This is a genomic window from Pseudomonas sp. 14P_8.1_Bac3 (assembly GCF_025466085.1).
Lineage (GTDB): Bacteria > Pseudomonadota > Gammaproteobacteria > Pseudomonadales > Pseudomonadaceae > Aquipseudomonas.
The window spans coordinates 149,860-166,399 of the sequence record NZ_JANLOD010000006.1 but is presented as its reverse complement, the minus strand read 5'-3'; the positions used below and the strand labels follow the sequence as shown (position 1 = coordinate 166,399).

Here is a 16,540-nt window from a genome sequence, read left to right as displayed (position 1 = left end):
CTGCGATGGCGCACACATTTCGGGAGCCATTCAATGAAGCTGAATCACGCTTTGCTCAGGGACAATAACAACGCGGATTTGCTGCGCCTCGTCGCTGCCTGTGCGGTCATCTGGGGACATGCTTACGCGCTGGTCCCAGGCCCCTCGACAACGGAGCCCATCGGCGGTCTGCTGGGATTTGACTACTCGGGATCGCTGGCCGTTGAGTTCTTCTTTTTCCTGAGCGGCATTCTTGTCACGAACAGCTGGATAAACAACAGCTCGCCCCTCAATTTCATACTGGCGCGGTTTTTTCGGGTGTTCCCGGCCATTTTCGTCAGCGCGGCCGCGTGCATCTTGCTGCTTGGACCGATGCTCACCACACTCCCGCTGCATAGCTACTTTGCGGACACTCCCCTTTTCGCAGCCATCTTTCGGCATCCCTATGTCGAATACTCTTTGCCCGGTGTGTTTGAACATAGCAAGTACACGCTAACCAACGGATCCATCTGGACGATCCGCTATGAACTCATGATGTATGCCATGTTGTTGGCAGCCGGGCTCTGCGGATTATTCCGGCATAAGCCCTTCGCCACGGTGGTGCTCATCGCAATACTGGTCACTTCACTGTTTTTTCCAGAAGAAGTTCAGCTGATTGGTCTGATGAACGTCGACATTGGCGGTCGCCTCCCGGCCTTTTTCGCCTTCGGCGCGCTGCTTGCGCTTTACAAGGACCAGGCAAGTATCAATATCCGCGTGGTCTCCGGTCTAATCCTCTTTGCCTGGATTTTCCGGCATGGGTCGGCGTTCCAGTTTGTGTTTTATCCGGCCTTTTTGATGACTGCGCTTTGGCTGATGACCACCGAACCGATCAAGGCATTGCGGCTCCCCGGCGACTTTTCGTATGGCGTTTATGTCTTCGGCTGGCCAATACAACAGGTCATAGCCACCGAATTCCCGAACTTCAGCGTTCACGCCAATCAGGCCGTTACGATTGCCATTTCACTCGCGTTGGCCAGTATGTCCTGGTACTTGATTGAAAAGCCCTGTATCCGATTTGGGCGTCAGTTAAGTCGGCGCTTTGCAGCCGCTGGCCGTCGCGAACCCAGCCCAGAGGTGACGCTGGCGACGGGCAGCAGGCCCATGAAATGATGGACACCCGCTAAAATCCTCCACTGTTGCCAGCCTGCGATCGACCCAATGCCGGTCGGCGGCGGAAGCGAATCTCCGCCATAGCAGCGCCCTTCACTTACCCCCCCATCCCGCAGCGCTGTTGCCACACCTGGTCATCCAGGCGATTGACAGGAGGGTGCAAGCAAGAATGATCAAATCCCAATATATGGGTTGATAAATCACATGTTGAGTATGGCGCATTTCTCGTTTAGGGTGGATCCATAAACATTGACCCCCCTCATAACAACAAATAGAGAAGTCAAATGCCCAAGCCTTCGCTGGATACTGGCCTGCACGCCAGCACCATGAAGCGTCTCAACCTCAAGTTGATACCGTTTCTGATGCTGCTCTACATGGTGGCTTACATCGATAAGTCGAACATCTCCGTCGCCGCACTGCAGATGAATGCGGAGCTAGGCCTTACCGCTCGAATGTACGGAATAGGCGTCGGCTTATTCTTCCTCACTTACATCCTCCTCGAAGTTCCGAGCAGCGTGATCCTGACGCGAGTTGGCGCCCGGCGCTGGATCGCGCGGATCATGATCACCTGGGGCATCGTGGCGGCTGGCATGAGCCTGGTGCAAAGCGCGAATCAGCTCTACGGGATGCGCCTGTTATTGGGTGCTGCCGAGGCCGGATTTACGCCCGGGATCATCTATTACCTGTCGCAGTGGTACCCGAGCAGTGATCGGGCCAAAGCCATGTCGTTTTTCTACATTGGTGCGGCGCTGGCCTCGGTGATCGGCCTGCCGCTTTCCGGAGCCTTCCTGCACCTCGACGGTTACTTTGGTGTGAGCGGCTGGCGTTGGTTGTTCCTGCTGGAAGGGATACCTGCGGTCGTGCTGGGCATCGTGGTGTTGCGTTATCTGCCAGACACTCCGCACACCACGCATTGGCTCAAGCCAGAGCAAAAAGAATGGCTGAGCCGTACGATTGCCGCCGAGCAGGCCAAGTCGCCGATCTCTCATCATGCGGGTTGGCAGATGGCGTTTCGCAGTCGCCAGGTCTGGCTGTTGAGTCTGTTCTGGCTGCTGCAAGCGTTCGGCACCATTGGCATCACGCTGTTTCTGCCGTTAATCGTCAAGTCGGTGTCCGGGCAGGAATCGTTTACCGTCAGCGTTCTCTCGGCGTTGCCGTTCCTGTTTGCCTGCGTGTTCATGTATTTCAACGGTACCCATTCGGATCGCCAGCGCGAGCGCAGCTGGCACTTGGGCCTGCCACTGATGCTCGCCGGCGTATTGCTGGCGCTGGCCGTGGCGACGAGTAACCCTTGGCTGGCCTACGCGTTGCTGGTGGTAGCGGTGGGCTTGAACTGGGCGGCCACGCCGGTGTTTTGGGCGACTACCACCGAGTACCTTTCCGGCGCCGCCGCGGCCGCGTCGATTGCATTGATCAACTCCATTGCCAACGTTGCCGGCCTCGGGCTGCCGCCGATCATGGGCTGGATCAAAGACTCCACCCAAAGCTACGACTATGCCTTGCTCCTGGTCAGTGCCGCGTTGCTGGCGGGCGGAGTATTAGGTCTGTATCTGGCCCGCAAACCGAGTTCGGTGCCGGCTGCAATGGTCAACATTTCACGAGGTCTCGATGAAGCCAAGGCTCCTTAAAATTGCCCGACTACCCGCCATGCTCGACCACGCGTTGCAGGCTGCCTATGAGGTGGTGGAGGGTGACGAAGCGGGCACCGGTTCGGGCGAAGCGACCGCAGACATTCGCGCACTGGTGGCCAATGGTGAATCCACGGTCACCCGACAATTGATGGCCCGGCTTCCGGCCCTGGAAATCATTGTGGTGTTTGGGGTGGGGTACGACGGCGTCGACGTCGAAGCGGCGCGTGAGCGTGGTATCGAGGTCACGCATACGCCCGATGTCCTGACGGACGACGTGGCTGACTTCGCCATGGCGTTGCTGCTGGGCATTGCGCGCAACCTGCGCGTAGCCGACCAGTTCACCCGCTCGGGCGCCTGGTCAGATGGGCCTTTTCGGTTCAGTCGTAAAGTCAGCGGTGCGCGTCTGGGCATCATTGGTCTGGGCCGAATTGGAGCGGCGATTGCCCGCCGGGCTGCAGGATTCGACATGCACATTGCCTACACCGGGCGCCGGCCCCAGGCCGTGGATTATGCCTATTACTCAACGGCGGTGGAGTTGGCCGCGGCGGTGGATTTTCTGGTAGTTGCCGTGGGCGGTGGTGCCGGTACGTATCACTTGGTGGATACGCAGGTGCTGGAGGCGTTGGGGCCCGATGGATACTTGATCAATGTGGGCCGTGGCAGCGTTGTTGACGAGGCGGCCGTTGCACTGGCGCTGGCGCAAGGACGGCTGGCGGGCGCGGCGCTGGATGTCTACGAGAACGAGCCTCGGCCTGACCCCGATTTGCTGGCACTGGACAATGTAATACTCACCCCCCACATGGCCAGCGCCACCCTCGACACCCGGCAGGCGATGTCGGATCTGGTGATGGCCAACCTGCAGGCATGGCACAGCGGAATGGCGTTGCCTTCGCCCGTTCCTCTGTAGGCGCTGGCTTGTTAAGGATGACGCGTGCTGCCTGAATGAACGCGGCGGACTTGAGTCCATCGCCAGCAGGCTGGCTCCTACAGGTTTTTGCGTGATCCCGGTTCTGCCGTGCGACACCGGCCTCTGTGGGAGCTGGCCTGCCAGCGATGGTCGTTAACGATGACGCGTGCTGCCTGGATGAACGCGGCGGGCTGGAGTCCATCGCCAGCAGGCTGGCTCCCACAGGTTTTGTGTTGGCGGGTGTAACTGTGCTCACTCCACCTCAAGCTCCATATGAACAATGCCGATAGGTTGTCCGCCCACGCCATGGCTGAAAACACCCTGGGTGCGTGACACAAAACCGTGCCTTTTATAAAAGCCTTCAGCGTTCAAGGTTGACTCCACCTTGATGACGCGCAAGCCCGGCGCATGGGCGTTGGCGATGCCGATTTTGAGTAGCTCCGCACCAAGTCCCGTCCCGGAGGCCTCGCGCAAGAGAAACAACCGCGTCACTTCGCCCGGTTCCGAATCGACAAAACCCACGATCCTGTCCTGGTGCACGGCGACGACCATTCGCCCGCGCAAGATCAATTGCTCGTAGAACGCCGGCGTTCTGTCGCCCATCCAGCCGCTGAGTTGTTCGGGGGTATACCGTCCGTTGGCCAACCCGGCAATCGATTGCCGGGTGACATCGAAGACCGCCTGACCATCGCCTGGCTGCGCACTACGAAGGGTGAATGGCTGCATCAAAACTCCTTGTCATTGAATAGTGTTCGCGAACGGCCCGGCACCGTCAGCGGGATTGGCTCCCCCACGCCTGCTTCGTCGAATGAGGTAGCGAAGGCCTCACTTGAAAAGCTCAGGAGGCAGTTCGCCGATGCCCTTCAGGCGGTCTTCAAGAAAATCGCGCAGCACCCTGACTTTCGTCGAGTAACGACGATTGGGAAGGTACGCCATGTAGATTTGCTTTCCGGTCAGTGAGTTAACGAATCGATATTCCGGCAACACAATTTGCAGTTCACCGCTCAAGAGTAGGTCACGCACCAGCCAGATCTCAAATTCTGCAATGCCCAGGCCGCCACAAACAGCTTCGAGCAGCAGCTCCGAGTTGTCCGATTGCAGGTTGCCCTTGGGGAAAATCGAGTGCTTAACATCGTCTTTGGTGAAGTACCAATGGGGATCGCTGTCGGGGTGCAGGTAGATCAGGCAGTTGTGTGCGCTGAGTTCGGCAGGGGTCGCCGGAGACCCGTTGCGCTCCAGATAGTCGGGCGTGGCACACAGCAATGAATCGTTGCGACAGATCGGGTAGGCGACCAGGTTCTCCAGATGATTTTCGCCTTCGTGAATATCGAGATCAAAGCCACCGACGATCATGTCGTTGTGGTTGTCGGTCAGCCGCAGGTCCATCTGGATACCCGGATACATCTGCAGGAAGGGCGCGATGAGCGGTGCGAGGAACCGTCTGCCGAAGGCCACCGGCGAAACGAGTTTCAAGGGGCCGCTCGGCGCCAGGTTGAGATCGCTGACGACACGCAGAGTGTCGTCCAGATCCGCGATCATCGACAACGCCCGCGCGTGATAGATCTGGCCGGCCTCGGTCAGGGCGACGATGTGCGTAGTGCGATGCAGCAGCGGCGTGCCAAGGGATTTTTCCAGCGTCGTGATCATGCGGGTCAGGGTGGAAGGGGAGACATGCATCTCTCGGGCCGCGGCGGAAAAGGTGCCCAATTCGACCACTTTGACCAGTGCTCTCATGACCCCCAGGTGATCGATACGTGCGGTTTCAGACGTCATGTTGGAATTTTTGCCTTTGCGCTGTGTGCAAAACCGAATTCTGTTTCGCGATATTCCATCAGTATTTGCTTGAATATAGACTCATTTTCGATCGAAGTGCGCACGTCGTTCATCCAACCGACCACGTCTTCGCCCGAAAGGATTGTCAGTCCCCGCGGCGAACTTTGGAGTATCGAGACCACCATGGATTTTCCCGCACACGTGCCATTGGCCATTGCTACCCGAAACGAACATGTGGAGCGTATCCACTGGGGGTCGGTGGCTGTCGTTGATAACGAAGGGTGTTTGCTCGCCTACGCCGGCGATCCCGGTTCCATGATGTTTTCCCGCTCTACGCTCAAGCCGTTCCAGGCCATACCGTTCGTGCGTGATGGCGGTGTCGAGCACTTCGGCTTCTCCGACGAGCAAGTCGCCATCATGTGCGCCAGTCACTCGGGCGAGTCCTCACACGTGAACGCCGTAAGCGGCATGCTTTCGAAAATCGAGCGAACCTCCACCGACCTGGGGTGTGGTTGCCATCTGCCCGATTTCTACACGGTGGACAATCTGCCGCCGCAGGGTTTTCGCTACGATCAGCGTCACCACAACTGTTCCGGCAAACACAGCGGTTTTCTCGCCTACTGCCGCCTGCATGGTTTGCCCAACGCAACCTATCTTGACCCCGAACACGCCTTGCAGCGCGACATCCAGCGGGTGGTCGCGGCATTGACCGGGGTGGCGGAACATCAGCTCTGGACCGGCATCGACGGCTGCAACGCGCCAAACCTGGGCATGCCGTTGTCGCGCCTGGCCCTGTTGTGGGCGCGGTTGGCCAGCGCTGATGGGGGTGGCGACGCCAGCCTCGATCCGGTATTGCGGCGGCTGTTTGATGCCATGCGCGGCCATCCGGAAATGGTCTCGGGCACGGGACGCGCCGACCTGGGCATCACGCTGGCTTCGAATGGCGACTGGGTCGCGAAAACCGGTGCTGATGGCGTGCAGACGGTAGGCATCCGCAGCCGTGGCCTGGGCGTGGCGGTCAAGGTCAGCGACGGCGATTTCGCCAGCGTGTTCGCAGTGACCATTGCCGTGCTCAAGCAACTCGGTGTGCTGGATCAGGACAGCGACAATCCGCTGTTGGCGCCCTGGGCCGATCCGGTGTTGAGAAGTTACAACGGTTGGTGTGCCGGCCAATTGAAAGCCACGGTGCAACTGAAGTTCGTCTAGTTCGGGGTGCCGGCCAGGCACGTGTCAGATCTTTGAGGCAGACCAGAAACCATGCAATCGGCTCAATCACTCACTGAACAAACCCCTGCCATTTCCCTGCGCGCGGTGAACAAGTTTTTCGGCACTCAGCAAGTGCTGTTCGACGTGGACCTGGAGGTCCAGCCGGGTGAGGTGGTGGTGATCATCGGCCCATCGGGCTCTGGCAAATCGACCCTGTGCCGGTGCATCAATCGCCTGGAAACCGTCACCACCGGCGATATCTTCCTGCACGGCGAGCGCTTGCCGGAAGAGGGCGGGGCACTGGCGAAGATGCGCGCGAAGGTCGGCATGGTCTTCCAGAGTTTCAACCTGTTTTCCCATCGCACCGCGTTGCAGAACGTCGCGATGGGCCCGCGAAAAGTCCTCGGCATGCGCGGCCCGGAGGCTGACGCCTGGGCCTTGAAACTGCTGGATCAGGTCGGCCTGGCGCACAAGGCCAAGTCCTATCCCGCCGAGCTGTCGGGCGGTCAGCAGCAGCGTGTGGCGCTGGCCCGGTCACTGGCGATGAAGCCCAGCGTGATGCTGTTCGACGAACCCACGTCGGCGCTCGATCCGGAAATGGTCAACGAGGTGCTCAAGGTCATGGTCGATCTGGCCCGCACCGGGATGACCATGGTGGTCGTCACCCACGAAATGGGCTTTGCGCGCTCCGCCGCCGGCCGGATCATTTTCATGGACGCCGGCCGGATCGTCGAAAGCGCTCCGCCCGAGACATTTTTCAGCGCCCCCCGCTCGGAGCGCGCCCGCGAGTTTCTGTCCAAGGTCCTTGCACACTGATTCACTCAACAACATCACAAGAACAAGAGATCACCACCATGCGCTTAAATCGAATCGCTTCCCTCGGCGTCTCCCTCCTGGCTTCCTGCATCTTCGCCTCGTACGCATCGGCCTCCACCGTTGAGCAATTCCCGGCCGATTCGACCATGGCCAAGGTGCAGAAGCGCGGCAAGCTGGTCGTGGGCAGCTCGCTCAATACCCTGATGTTTTCGTCGCGCAACCCCATGACCGGGGAGGTTGAAGGTTTCGAGGCCGACCTGGCCCGGATGCTGGCGAAGAAACTCACCGGGTCCGAAGACAACATCGAATGGGTCAGCACCACACCGGAAAACCGTATTCCACTGGTCGAAAACAAGCGCGTCGACATGGTCATCGCGACCATGACCGTGACCGATGAGCGCAAAAAGGTCATCGGCTTCGCCGGCCCGTACTATCTCGCCGGCCAGGATTCGCTGGTCCGCGCGGATGACGATTCGATCAAGAAAACCGCCGACCTGGATGGCAAGACGGTCTGCGTCCTGAGCGGCACCACCGTGGAACGCAACCTCAAGCCGTTGGCGCCTACGGCCAAGATCGTGACGTTCAGCGATGCCTCGGCGTGTGTCGAAGGGCTGATCGACAAGCGTTTCGACGCCTATGTCGACGACGGTGCAACGCTGGTCGGCGAGTCCATGCGTCAACCCGGAAAAATGCGCGTGGTCGGGGCGCCGTTCACCGAAGAGCCTTACGGCATTGCCGTCGTCAAGGAGGATACGGTGTGGCGTGAATGGCTCAATAATCAGCTGAGCGCTTCCATCAAGAGTGGCCAGTGGAAGGACCTGTACGGCAAGGATCTGCAAGAAGGGTTGGGCGCGCCACAGGTGCCCGTGATCGAACAGTAAAGAAAGGCAGAGGCGAACCTGATGTCGTATATCGAACGCTTCCTGGGGGGCATTGCGGTCAGCGTCCAGCTGACCCTGCTGTCCTTTGCCATTGCGATCGTTCTCGGACTGCTTCTGGCAATCATGAGGGTGAGCCCCTGGCCACCCTTTCGCTGGTTTGCCAGCAGTTACGTAGAACTCATGCGCATGATGCCGCTTCTGGCATTGTTGCTGCTGTTCACTTTCGGCCTGCCAAAGCTGGGCTTCATGTATTCGCTGTTCACCTCTACGGTGCTGGTCCTGGGGTTGTACAGCGCGGCCTGGATCTGTGAGGTGGTGCGCTCGGGCATCAACACCGTGCCCATCGGGCAGATTGAAGCGGCCCGCAGTATCGGCATGCGTTTCGACCAGATACTGAGCGAAGTGGTCTTGCCGCAAGCCGTGCAGTCGGTGATCGCCCCGCTGGGCAACCTGTTCATCATCCAGATCAAGGCGTCCGCCATCGGCGCCGCGATCGGCGTGGCAGACATCACGTACACCGCGCAAAAAATCAACTTCGACACCGCCCTGGCCGTGCCGACCTTCCTCGGTGCCATGGCGGCGTATTTCCTGTTGACCCTTCCAGCGGGTCTGTTTTTCCGCTTCCTCGAGCAGAAAATGGCGGTGCTGCGATGAGCGCGGATAACCTGCTTTACGAACCGCCGGGCCCGCTGGCCAGACGCCGTAACCGAATCATCTCGGTGTTGGGCGTGGTCCTGTTGTTCGGCCTGATGTATGCGGTCGGGCATCGCCTGGAAGCGAGCGGTCAGTTCGACGCCCATCGCTGGAAAATCTTCCTGCATCCGGGCACCGTCAAGTTCCTGTTCGACGGTATGGTGGCCACCTTGCTGGCGGCGATGATCAGCACGGTATTGGCCTTCAGCCTTGCCGTACCTCTGGCGCTGGCGCGGTTGTCGAACCGGCTCTGGGTGCGCACATTGGCAGCGAGCTACATTGGCTGTTTCCGTGCGGTGCCGCTGCTGTTGCTGATTCTGTTTACCGTCATCCTGCTGCCTTCGATCGGGCTGCACTGGTCAGCCCTGGGCTACCTGATTTTTGGCATGGTCCTGCATCACAGCGCGATGACGGCAGAGGTGGTACGGGCGGGTATTCTTTCGTTGGGACGCGGGCAGAGGGAGGCCGCGCTGTCCATCGGCATGCGCGACCATCAAGCGATGATGTGGGTGGTATTGCCACAGGCGCTGAAGCTGATGTTGCCAGCGTTGGTCAGTTCCGTGCTGGCGATCGTGCAGGACACGTCGCTGGGCTACATCATTCCGTACGAAGAGTTGTTGCGTCGCTCACAGCAGATATCGAGCTTCGCGCCGCAGTCGCTGCTGCAATCGGCGTTTATCGTCACCGTGATGTACGGGTTTGTCAGTGCGTTGCTGTTGGCATTGCGTCGCTGGATTGAGCGTCGGCAGGCCTATGATTCTCGCGGTCAGCGCAAGAAGACGGCAATCGTGGAGGCCAGCTTCGGCGAAGCGGTTGAGGTGGCGCCAGGTAGGCAACCGGTATTGCGGACTGCACCTGATCAACTGCCAGGCCGCGATCAATAGCCGTTCTTTGCACAAAAAAACGGACGCCTTGGCGTCCGTTTTCGGGCCAAAAGGGGACGGTCCAGGCCGTCTCGCACCCCTCGTATTTGAACTATCTCTTTTCCCCTGACGAGCCGTAGATGATCCCTCTGTCCGCCGATCCTTGCATAGGTATAGGGGGTATACCTATTATGTGCGAAACATAGGTAGGGGGGGTATCCGATGGGTCATATCGCAGCAAACAAAGACGATCTTCTCAAGCGTGTTAAACGCATCGCCGGACAAATTCAGGCCGTAGAACGGGCACTGGAGTCGAACCTCGATTGCGCCAAAACACTTCACCTCGTTGCTGCCACTCGCGGAGCCATCAACGGCCTGATGGAAGAAATCATCGAGGATCACGCGCGGGAGCATGTCGCGAACCCCGCGCTCAGTGAAGAGGAGCGAAGCAAGGGCGTCGAAGAGCTTCTAGAAGCTATTCGCCGTTACTCCAAGTGAACACAGCCAGGCACACACTCATGAGCAGCACGAACATCAACTACACGCACGACCACGTGTTCCTTGGCTCAGCGCATGACGAAAATGCCAAGCGGACGCTTTGGGTCGTGGCACTGACCGTTGTGATGATGGTTGGCGAGATCACCGCCGGCTACATCACCGGCTCGATGGCATTACTAGCCGATGGTTTCCACATGGCAACCCATGCCGGCGCATTGGGCATCGCGGCAGCCGCTTATGGTTACGCAAAACGCCACGCTTCAAGCCAGCGCTACAGTTTCGGTACCGGAAAGGTCGGTGACCTGGGCGGGTTCGCCTCGGCGCTGATACTCGGTATGGTCTCCCTGGGTATCGGCGTTGAGTCTGTCATGCGTCTGTTGCAGCCAACGGAAGTTCAGTTTGGCACCGCTACGCTCATCGCCATCGCTGGTTTGGTCGTCAACATTCTCAGTGCCCTGCTGCTCGGCCACGGGCACGATCACGATCACGATCACGATCATGGCCATTCCCATCACGGGAATGACAACAACCTGGAATCGGCCTACGTCCACGTCATCGCCGACTCGCTGACATCGGTTCTGGCCATTGCAGCACTGCTCGCCGGCCGGTACCTCGGCTGGGTATGGCTGGACCCGGTCATGGGCATTGTCGGCGCCATCGTTATCGCGCGTTGGGCCTGGATCCTGATGAGCGTCACAGCCGGTGTCCTCCTGGATCAGACAGATGAACACGTTGCCGAGGAAATCCGTGAGCTGGTTGAAAAGCCGGGAGATGCCACCATCACGGACTTGCACGTCTGGCGAGTCGGACCACAAGCTCATGCAGCCATCGTCAGTGTCCTTGGTGAAGCCACTGCGAGCGCCGACAGCATTCGTGAACGTCTCAAACCGGTTCACGAAATCAGCCATCTAACGGTCGAATTTAGACTGGCCTGATTCAGGGCATTCCCTCCATTAATTCCAAAGGAACTTGCGATGCCTACAGGGAAACGTGAACTGGCGCTGATCGAACGCCGGTTGATAACCAAGTTGACCGAAGCGTGCGAAACCGCAAAAGGTGAGATCAAAGGCTTTACCTGGCTCACTCACACTGCTGACCTGAACGCGTTGGCTGAAACCCTGAAGGTGATCTGGGTGTTCGAAACCCTAGCTGACAAAAAGCTCGCCCAGGCTTATGCGAAGGCTCGCGTCTTTGAGCTGACGGGCATCGCGTTGAATGAGGCCGGCATCGATCTGAACCTTTCAGGTCGCAACGTCCGCCTTGACTCTGAGGAGGAATGCCAGCGCATTCATGGTGGTGATTGGCATAAGCGTCTGGCTAAAGGTTATTGACGATGGCTAAAGAAATCGAAAATCCCTGCATCTCTGTGTGCCAACTGAAAGGGGATCTGTGTGTGAGTTGTGGGCGGAGCAAGGAAGACATTAGAAAATGGAAACGCATGAAGCGGCCTGAAAAAATGGCCGCGGTGCAAAGGGCAAAAGTGCGCTTGAAAGGGCTGAACTAAGCACCGGGAGAATTGCTTGCCCTGCATGACCGCTTTGGGTGGTTTTCTGCCGGTCGCGACAGGCAGAAAACGACCCTGAGCGGTCAGTCCGGCCGTCAGCTTCGGCCGATAGCATCCACTCCACATTTATAATCATTAAGGCCAACTTGATTTAAAAATCCCCTCAAACGGATTGTTTTGTACCTCTCCACGCCAGACTGTAACGACCAAATCCATCCCCACTGTATCTGCTTGTGCCTGGCTACCGCCGTTAGCATGACTCCTCCTCCGAGGAGTATCTAACATGCCAGACGCCACTAACCTCTACCTATTCATTGTCGCCGCCTTGCTGTTGCTGATTGTGCCCGGCCCCAACATGGCTATCGTGACCAGCCATGCCGTCGCCCACGGCTGGCGAGCCGGTCTTGCCGCCGCTTTGGGAATAACCCTCGCCGATGTACTCATGACCATCACGGTGAGCACCGGTCTCGGTGCGCTGGTAATGAGTTGGGCGCCGGCGTTTGACTTGCTGCGCTGGGCCGGTGCTGGTTATCTGATGTGGCTGGCCTGGCAGGCCTTGAAAGCTCCCGATGCGGATACGGATACTCAAGCCACACAGGCTTCGATGCGCAAGATTTTCGCCCGAGCCACGCTCAACAGCCTCTTAAATCCCAAGGCGCTATTGTTCTTCATGGTGTTCCTGCCGCAGTTCGTCACCGTCGGTGGCAGCAGCGTCACCTCGCAATTGATGGTCCTGGGATTGCTGCTTGCGCTGATCGCCTTGATCTTCCATACCCTGCTCGGGCTTTGCGCCGGCCGGCTGCATGGGCGTCTTCGCGAAGGCATTAGCTTTAAACGCCTTGGTGCCTATAGCTTCGCTGCGGTCATGACGGCTCTGGCGGCACGTTTACTGATGCTTAACCGGCCGGTTTGAAGGCTCGCCAGAATGGCTCGGCCTGTCTCTCACGACTAGTTCGCATTGCCCCGTTCAATAACGGGGCAATGCGGTTCATCGTTACTGTTTAATCAGATCGCTGGGCTTCCAGCTCTGATCGAAAAATGCCTGTTTCGGCCCATACAGTCGCACGATCACGAGAAAACCTTTGCCCGGAACAGTCTTGATCCAGTTCTTGCCTTCACCCGGTGATTCGGGGCCAAAGTAGATATCGGTCGAGCCGTCGCTGTTCTGCGCCGGTTTGTCCATCTGGTTAAGCGACGGGAAAGGCTGGCCGTTGTCCAGCCCGGAGGCGGTGAGGTTGTCGTAGGCGGTCACCGACCAGAACAACGCCGCCGGCACATTCGCCGGCAGATTGAGCTTGTAGGTGTGGGCGCCGTCGAGGAACTTGCCCTCGGCATCCCGGGTGGTGGCGGGATACTTGGCGCCGGCGCCGACCATGTTCATCACCATGCCCGGACTGTCCGAATACGCAGATGTGAAAAACGCCACACGCTGTTCGAGGTTGGTGAACGTACCGCTGGCCTGGAACTCGGTGTTTTCCCCGGCGAAGGTGTTCACGTACTGGCGATCCGTGTAGTACAGGCCGCCCGGCTCTTTCATCAGCAGATGACTGGTGACCACCTTGCTCATCTTGAACGCGGTGCGTGCCGCCTCATCCAGCAGTTTGCGTCGTTCGGCATCCGGAGCGAAGGCCTTGCCCTTTTCGATGCCGATGGTGTGCAGGAAGCCGCGCATGTCCATGTCCGCTGGGTCGACCGCTTCGGCTTCGATGAAGCGCGACAGCAGATCGAAGTAACGACCGTCCTCGGGGAACAGCATGTTGATCGGCGCGCCGGTGGCATCGGGGAACTGCATTGGCAGCGCCGAATCCTTCTTGCCCAGCGGGTAGATTTTGGTGCGCTCGACTTCGGCTACCGGCACGCTCAGGTCTTTCGGATCCTTGAAGAAGGTGCGCCAGAACAGGAACACGTTGTTGGTGCGCGAGCGGTAGACGAAGCCCTCGGTGGGTTCCGGGCCGGTATAGCCAGGCGGCAGCAACACATAGGTGCCACCCTTGCCCTTGTCAGGACCGGCCAGGCCGACGTCGCCACGCCAGGTCTTGCCATCGATGGTCGGACCGACAATCGGCCGCTGGAAGAAGTCATCGAACATGCCCTGCACGCCGGGCGGTGCTTCCACTACCAGCGGGCCATACTTCGCCAGGTCCAGATAACTCATGGCGTAGACCAGGTCAGAGTTCGGCGTGGTCACCAGCGTCTTGGCGTTGATGCGTTTCTTCCAGGTCGGCAGGATGTTGTAGCCGGCACCGAACTGTTTCTCCGACGCCTCCTTCATCGACCAGATGTTGATGGCTGGCAACGACCACAGATACGACTGCACGGCACGCTGAAAAACCAGCTCGTCGATCAGGCTGCGGGCGGTGGCCTCGGTTGGGAAACCGTTTTCGAAGGGCTGGTTGGCCAGCTCTTCGTAACGCGTGGCGGCATCAGCGACGCCGCTGAGGGAGACCGCCACTGCCAGGGCGGTCAGGGTGTTACGCAAGCTGCTCATGGGATGTCCTTATGTGGCGCAGTTTGAAGATAAATATGGGCACTGTTTTCAGTTGAGCTTGACCACCGCTGGCGGCGTCCACTGGCCGTTCATTGCCGCCGTGTCAGGCCAATAGGCCCGAACGTACAGCGAGAAGTCGGCGCCGTTGGGCGCGGGCAACCAGTTGCTTTCCTTGTCGGCACCTGGCGATTCGCTCTGCACGTACAGCGTCAGCGAACCGTCGGTATTGGGCTTGAGCGATTTGTTCTTGGTGCCCAGGGAATAACGGCCCAGCGGGTTCTCCGCGAAGAAATGCTGTTCGTTATACAAGGTCAGCGACCAGAAACCCTTGACCGGCGGCAAGGCATCTTTGGCGAACGTCACGCTGTAGCGCTGGCCGCCATTGAGGCGCGCACCGGACTGGTCCAGGTCCTGATAGAAGTATTTGGTCTCGATCTGCTTGTTGACGAAGATGTTGGAACGGGCCACCGCTGTGCGCAGGAAGTAATCGGTGCCGAACGCCGCGCCGTTGTCGATGGTGCTCCAGTGATTGGGCAACTGCTTGCCATAGTTGCGGAACTGCAACAGTGGCTTGACCACCTCGGCATCGGACTTTTGCGCCTCGTCGATCATGGCCTTTTTCAGCTCTGGATCACGCTGCGCAATCTGCGCCAGCACCGACAGCTGCGCATAACGCGCTTCTTCGCCGGGCAATGGCTTGGCGTCCTTGAGGAGTGCCGGCAGTTCATCGAAGAATTTTTCCGGGAGCACCCAACGGGTTTCTTCAGCGCCTGCCGCTTCTGCCGGGAATTTCGGCGACTTGCTCCAGTCACGCTGCTTGAGTTTGCCGTCGTACTTGGACACCGGGTACATATCGATGCCGGACAGGTACGGCTGAATCGCCTTGCGATCTCCGGTGGTATCGTCCTGAAATACTCGTGGAATTACGAAACCGGTGTTGGTTTTTGCGCGGAAAACCTGGGTGATACCCTCAGGCACCTTGCCGTTCCAGTCCGGGCCGACCAGCAGGTAGAAACCGGGTTTGGTGCCATACATCTTGCCCAGTTCGGCGAAACTGTCGGAGCGCAGATCCACGACCTGATACACCCAGAACCGGTCGCCGAAATCCGGCACCTGCAAGACCACCGGTTCCAGATCCAGCGCAATGCTGCCGGCGCCGTAGACCACATCCTGGTTCGGGCAGGCGACCAGGCGTTCCCCAGGCGAAATGTAGTCGGTGAGCATCGACAGATGATTGATCGGCGCCACGGGCACGATCCCGCCCATCAGGCCGGCTTCGGGTAGATCTTTGAATTTCAGCCGCCGGTTATAGATATTGGCCATAGGCCAGCCCCAGAAATACGCCTCGCGCGCCATCATGCGCACATAGGTTTCGGTCACCTTTACATCCGCTGCAGGGCCGGACACCTGAGCCTCCGGTTCGCTCTGTGCGTGTACGGTGGTCGCACCGAAAAACATCGCAGTCGCGAGCAGGCAAAGGGTGAATTGAAGGGGCTTGGTCATGAAGACGCTTCCTTGCTGTGGAATTTTTGAAAGACGTGTTTCTGGTAGTAAACACATCGATAGAAATCTAGCAGAGGCGCGTGATTCGGCCAGAAAAGGCATGAAAACCAGGTATCGTTTTTTCGTATTTCACTCGACCACCTATAACTCCCGAACGACGGTCATGGATCTTCATGAACGTCTGCTTCTGGCCCAGAGTGTGTAAAAACGCCTTCGTATATCGAGTGCGTCAACCAGGCGTACTTGGGCGATGCGATTACCACGCGTTTTCCGTGATAAGCATTACTGAAGTTCCAAAGCGGTTATGTAGCGGTTTAGCGCCTTCTGGGGCAGAGAAAATCGGGGTTTTACGCCGCCATCATGGCATCGCGAGCCAGCTTCGCCATCGAGCTGAGTTGATCGCGGTCGGAACCGAAGTTGGTGACCTCATGAGCAACGATCAAATGGTTCTGGGTATCGACCGCTGTTTGCACGTTGTAGCCGACAATTCCCGTGCCACGCGTCATCATGGAGCGGGCGTCTGGATCGGTCAGTGAGACCTGTTTATCCGGCGATTCGTTGAGCTGGATTTCGATCGCCTGAAGCTCTTTCATTTGCGTCTTCAGATTGGCAATTTTGCCTCCCGTGACGGAAAGAAAACGGCCAA

17 protein-coding genes and 1 pseudogene are annotated in these 16,540 nt (G+C 58.6%); 13 read left to right on the top strand and 5 right to left on the bottom strand.

From position 1 onward, the window contains the following. Positions 1 to 33 precede the first annotated feature (33 nt). The 3 genes from NTD84_RS01975 to NTD84_RS01965 all read left to right on the top strand — a co-directional run bounded on the left by NTD84_RS01975 (position 34) and on the right by NTD84_RS01965 (position 3,669). A complete protein-coding gene (locus NTD84_RS01975) occupies positions 34 to 1,131 on the top strand; it encodes an acyltransferase family protein (RefSeq protein ID WP_262163131.1) in 1,098 nt (365 codons plus the stop codon). 284 nt (positions 1,132 to 1,415) lie between these two features. Next, a complete protein-coding gene (locus NTD84_RS01970) occupies positions 1,416 to 2,759 on the top strand; it encodes an MFS transporter (protein ID WP_262163130.1) in 1,344 nt (447 codons plus the stop codon). Next, positions 2,740 to 3,669, top strand: coding sequence for a 2-hydroxyacid dehydrogenase (locus NTD84_RS01965; RefSeq protein ID WP_262163128.1), 930 nt, complete (start codon positions 2,740 to 2,742; stop codon positions 3,667 to 3,669). Before NTD84_RS01970 ends, NTD84_RS01965 begins: the two co-directional genes overlap by 20 nt. A 252-nt stretch (positions 3,670 to 3,921) precedes the next feature. Here the strand turns inward: NTD84_RS01965 and NTD84_RS01960 are convergent, their stop codons facing one another. Next, a complete protein-coding gene (locus tag NTD84_RS01960) occupies positions 3,922 to 4,395 on the bottom strand; it encodes a GNAT family N-acetyltransferase (protein ID WP_262163127.1) in 474 nt (157 codons plus the stop codon). A 99-nt stretch (positions 4,396 to 4,494) separates the two neighbouring features. Further along, on the bottom strand, positions 4,495 to 5,403 hold the full coding sequence (locus tag NTD84_RS01955) for a LysR family transcriptional regulator (RefSeq protein WP_262163278.1): 909 nt from the start codon (positions 5,401 to 5,403) through the stop codon (positions 4,495 to 4,497). Positions 5,404 to 5,625: 222 nt separating this feature from the next. Between NTD84_RS01955 and NTD84_RS01950 the strand changes: the two genes are divergently transcribed. From NTD84_RS01950 to NTD84_RS01905, 10 genes are all read left to right on the top strand, one after another. Then, positions 5,626 to 6,648, top strand: coding sequence for an asparaginase (locus NTD84_RS01950; RefSeq protein WP_262163125.1), 1,023 nt, complete (start codon positions 5,626 to 5,628; stop codon positions 6,646 to 6,648). 51 nt (positions 6,649 to 6,699) lie between these two features. After that, positions 6,700 to 7,464, top strand: a complete 765-nt coding sequence (locus NTD84_RS01945) for an amino acid ABC transporter ATP-binding protein (RefSeq protein WP_262163122.1) — start codon at positions 6,700 to 6,702, stop codon at positions 7,462 to 7,464. A 38-nt stretch (positions 7,465 to 7,502) separates the two neighbouring features. After that, the gene (locus NTD84_RS01940) at positions 7,503 to 8,345 is read left to right on the top strand and encodes a glutamate ABC transporter substrate-binding protein (protein ID WP_262163121.1); all 843 of its coding nucleotides are present in this window, start codon (positions 7,503 to 7,505) and stop codon (positions 8,343 to 8,345) included. Positions 8,346 to 8,366: 21 nt separating this feature from the next. Beyond that, entirely contained in the window at positions 8,367 to 8,999 is a 633-nt protein-coding gene (locus NTD84_RS01935; protein ID WP_262163119.1) for an amino acid ABC transporter permease, read from the top strand. Further along, on the top strand, positions 8,996 to 9,922 hold the full coding sequence (locus NTD84_RS01930; protein WP_262163118.1) for an amino acid ABC transporter permease: 927 nt from the start codon (positions 8,996 to 8,998) through the stop codon (positions 9,920 to 9,922). The genes NTD84_RS01935 and NTD84_RS01930 overlap by 4 nt, the downstream gene beginning before the upstream one ends. A gap of 201 nt (positions 9,923 to 10,123) precedes the next feature. Then, positions 10,124 to 10,399: a metal/formaldehyde-sensitive transcriptional repressor gene (locus NTD84_RS01925; protein ID WP_262163116.1), complete on the top strand. Its 276-nt coding sequence runs from the start codon at positions 10,124 to 10,126 to the stop codon at positions 10,397 to 10,399. Positions 10,400 to 10,419: 20 nt separating this feature from the next. Beyond that, positions 10,420 to 11,334 (top strand): CDF family Co(II)/Ni(II) efflux transporter DmeF, encoded by a 915-nt coding sequence (dmeF, locus tag NTD84_RS01920; RefSeq protein WP_262163112.1) that lies wholly within the window; start codon positions 10,420 to 10,422, stop codon positions 11,332 to 11,334. Between the two features lie 39 nt (positions 11,335 to 11,373). Next, complete coding sequence (locus tag NTD84_RS01915) at positions 11,374 to 11,730, top strand: hypothetical protein (RefSeq protein WP_262163109.1); 357 nt, start codon at positions 11,374 to 11,376, stop codon at positions 11,728 to 11,730. A 2-nt stretch (positions 11,731 to 11,732) separates the two neighbouring features. Then, positions 11,733 to 11,903, top strand: coding sequence for a DUF1289 domain-containing protein (locus NTD84_RS01910; protein WP_262163105.1), 171 nt, complete (start codon positions 11,733 to 11,735; stop codon positions 11,901 to 11,903). Positions 11,904 to 12,186: 283 nt separating this feature from the next. Next, on the top strand, positions 12,187 to 12,816 hold the full coding sequence (locus NTD84_RS01905; protein WP_262163103.1) for a LysE family translocator: 630 nt from the start codon (positions 12,187 to 12,189) through the stop codon (positions 12,814 to 12,816). An 81-nt stretch (positions 12,817 to 12,897) separates the two neighbouring features. On the opposite strand, the gene NTD84_RS01900 is transcribed toward NTD84_RS01905, so the two are convergent. The 3 genes and pseudogenes from NTD84_RS01900 to NTD84_RS01890 all read right to left on the bottom strand — a co-directional run. Further along, positions 12,898 to 14,391: a DUF1254 domain-containing protein gene (locus NTD84_RS01900; protein WP_262163101.1), complete on the bottom strand. Its 1,494-nt coding sequence runs from the start codon at positions 14,389 to 14,391 to the stop codon at positions 12,898 to 12,900. A 48-nt stretch (positions 14,392 to 14,439) separates the two neighbouring features. Further along, positions 14,440 to 15,894, bottom strand: a complete 1,455-nt coding sequence (locus NTD84_RS01895; protein ID WP_262163100.1) for a DUF1254 domain-containing protein — start codon at positions 15,892 to 15,894, stop codon at positions 14,440 to 14,442. Positions 15,895 to 16,253: 359 nt separating this feature from the next. Then, positions 16,254 to 16,511: pseudogene (locus NTD84_RS01890) on the bottom strand (IS5/IS1182 family transposase); the annotation flags it as partial. Positions 16,512 to 16,540 lie beyond the last annotated feature (29 nt).

What these genes read in the sequence shown, in the direction of transcription:
- NTD84_RS01975 (WP_262163131.1), top strand. Translation starts at nt 34, where the DNA reads ATGAAGCTGAATCACGCTTTGCTCAGGGACAATAACAACGCGGATTTG.
- NTD84_RS01970 (WP_262163130.1), top strand. Translation starts at nt 1,416, where the DNA reads ATGCCCAAGCCTTCGCTGGATACTGGCCTGCACGCCAGCACCATGAAG.
- NTD84_RS01965 (WP_262163128.1), top strand. Translation starts at nt 2,740, where the DNA reads ATGAAGCCAAGGCTCCTTAAAATTGCCCGACTACCCGCCATGCTCGAC.
- NTD84_RS01960 (WP_262163127.1), bottom strand. Translation starts at nt 4,395, where the DNA reads ATGCAGCCATTCACCCTTCGTAGTGCGCAGCCAGGCGATGGTCAGGCG.
- NTD84_RS01955 (WP_262163278.1), bottom strand. Translation starts at nt 5,403, where the DNA reads ATGAGAGCACTGGTCAAAGTGGTCGAATTGGGCACCTTTTCCGCCGCG.
- NTD84_RS01950 (WP_262163125.1), top strand. Translation starts at nt 5,626, where the DNA reads ATGGATTTTCCCGCACACGTGCCATTGGCCATTGCTACCCGAAACGAA.
- NTD84_RS01945 (WP_262163122.1), top strand. Translation starts at nt 6,700, where the DNA reads ATGCAATCGGCTCAATCACTCACTGAACAAACCCCTGCCATTTCCCTG.
- NTD84_RS01940 (WP_262163121.1), top strand. Translation starts at nt 7,503, where the DNA reads ATGCGCTTAAATCGAATCGCTTCCCTCGGCGTCTCCCTCCTGGCTTCC.
- NTD84_RS01935 (WP_262163119.1), top strand. Translation starts at nt 8,367, where the DNA reads ATGTCGTATATCGAACGCTTCCTGGGGGGCATTGCGGTCAGCGTCCAG.
- NTD84_RS01930 (WP_262163118.1), top strand. Translation starts at nt 8,996, where the DNA reads ATGAGCGCGGATAACCTGCTTTACGAACCGCCGGGCCCGCTGGCCAGA.
- NTD84_RS01925 (WP_262163116.1), top strand. Translation starts at nt 10,124, where the DNA reads ATGGGTCATATCGCAGCAAACAAAGACGATCTTCTCAAGCGTGTTAAA.
- dmeF (WP_262163112.1), top strand. Translation starts at nt 10,420, where the DNA reads ATGAGCAGCACGAACATCAACTACACGCACGACCACGTGTTCCTTGGC.
- NTD84_RS01915 (WP_262163109.1), top strand. Translation starts at nt 11,374, where the DNA reads ATGCCTACAGGGAAACGTGAACTGGCGCTGATCGAACGCCGGTTGATA.
- NTD84_RS01910 (WP_262163105.1), top strand. Translation starts at nt 11,733, where the DNA reads ATGGCTAAAGAAATCGAAAATCCCTGCATCTCTGTGTGCCAACTGAAA.
- NTD84_RS01905 (WP_262163103.1), top strand. Translation starts at nt 12,187, where the DNA reads ATGCCAGACGCCACTAACCTCTACCTATTCATTGTCGCCGCCTTGCTG.
- NTD84_RS01900 (WP_262163101.1), bottom strand. Translation starts at nt 14,391, where the DNA reads ATGAGCAGCTTGCGTAACACCCTGACCGCCCTGGCAGTGGCGGTCTCC.
- NTD84_RS01895 (WP_262163100.1), bottom strand. Translation starts at nt 15,894, where the DNA reads ATGACCAAGCCCCTTCAATTCACCCTTTGCCTGCTCGCGACTGCGATG.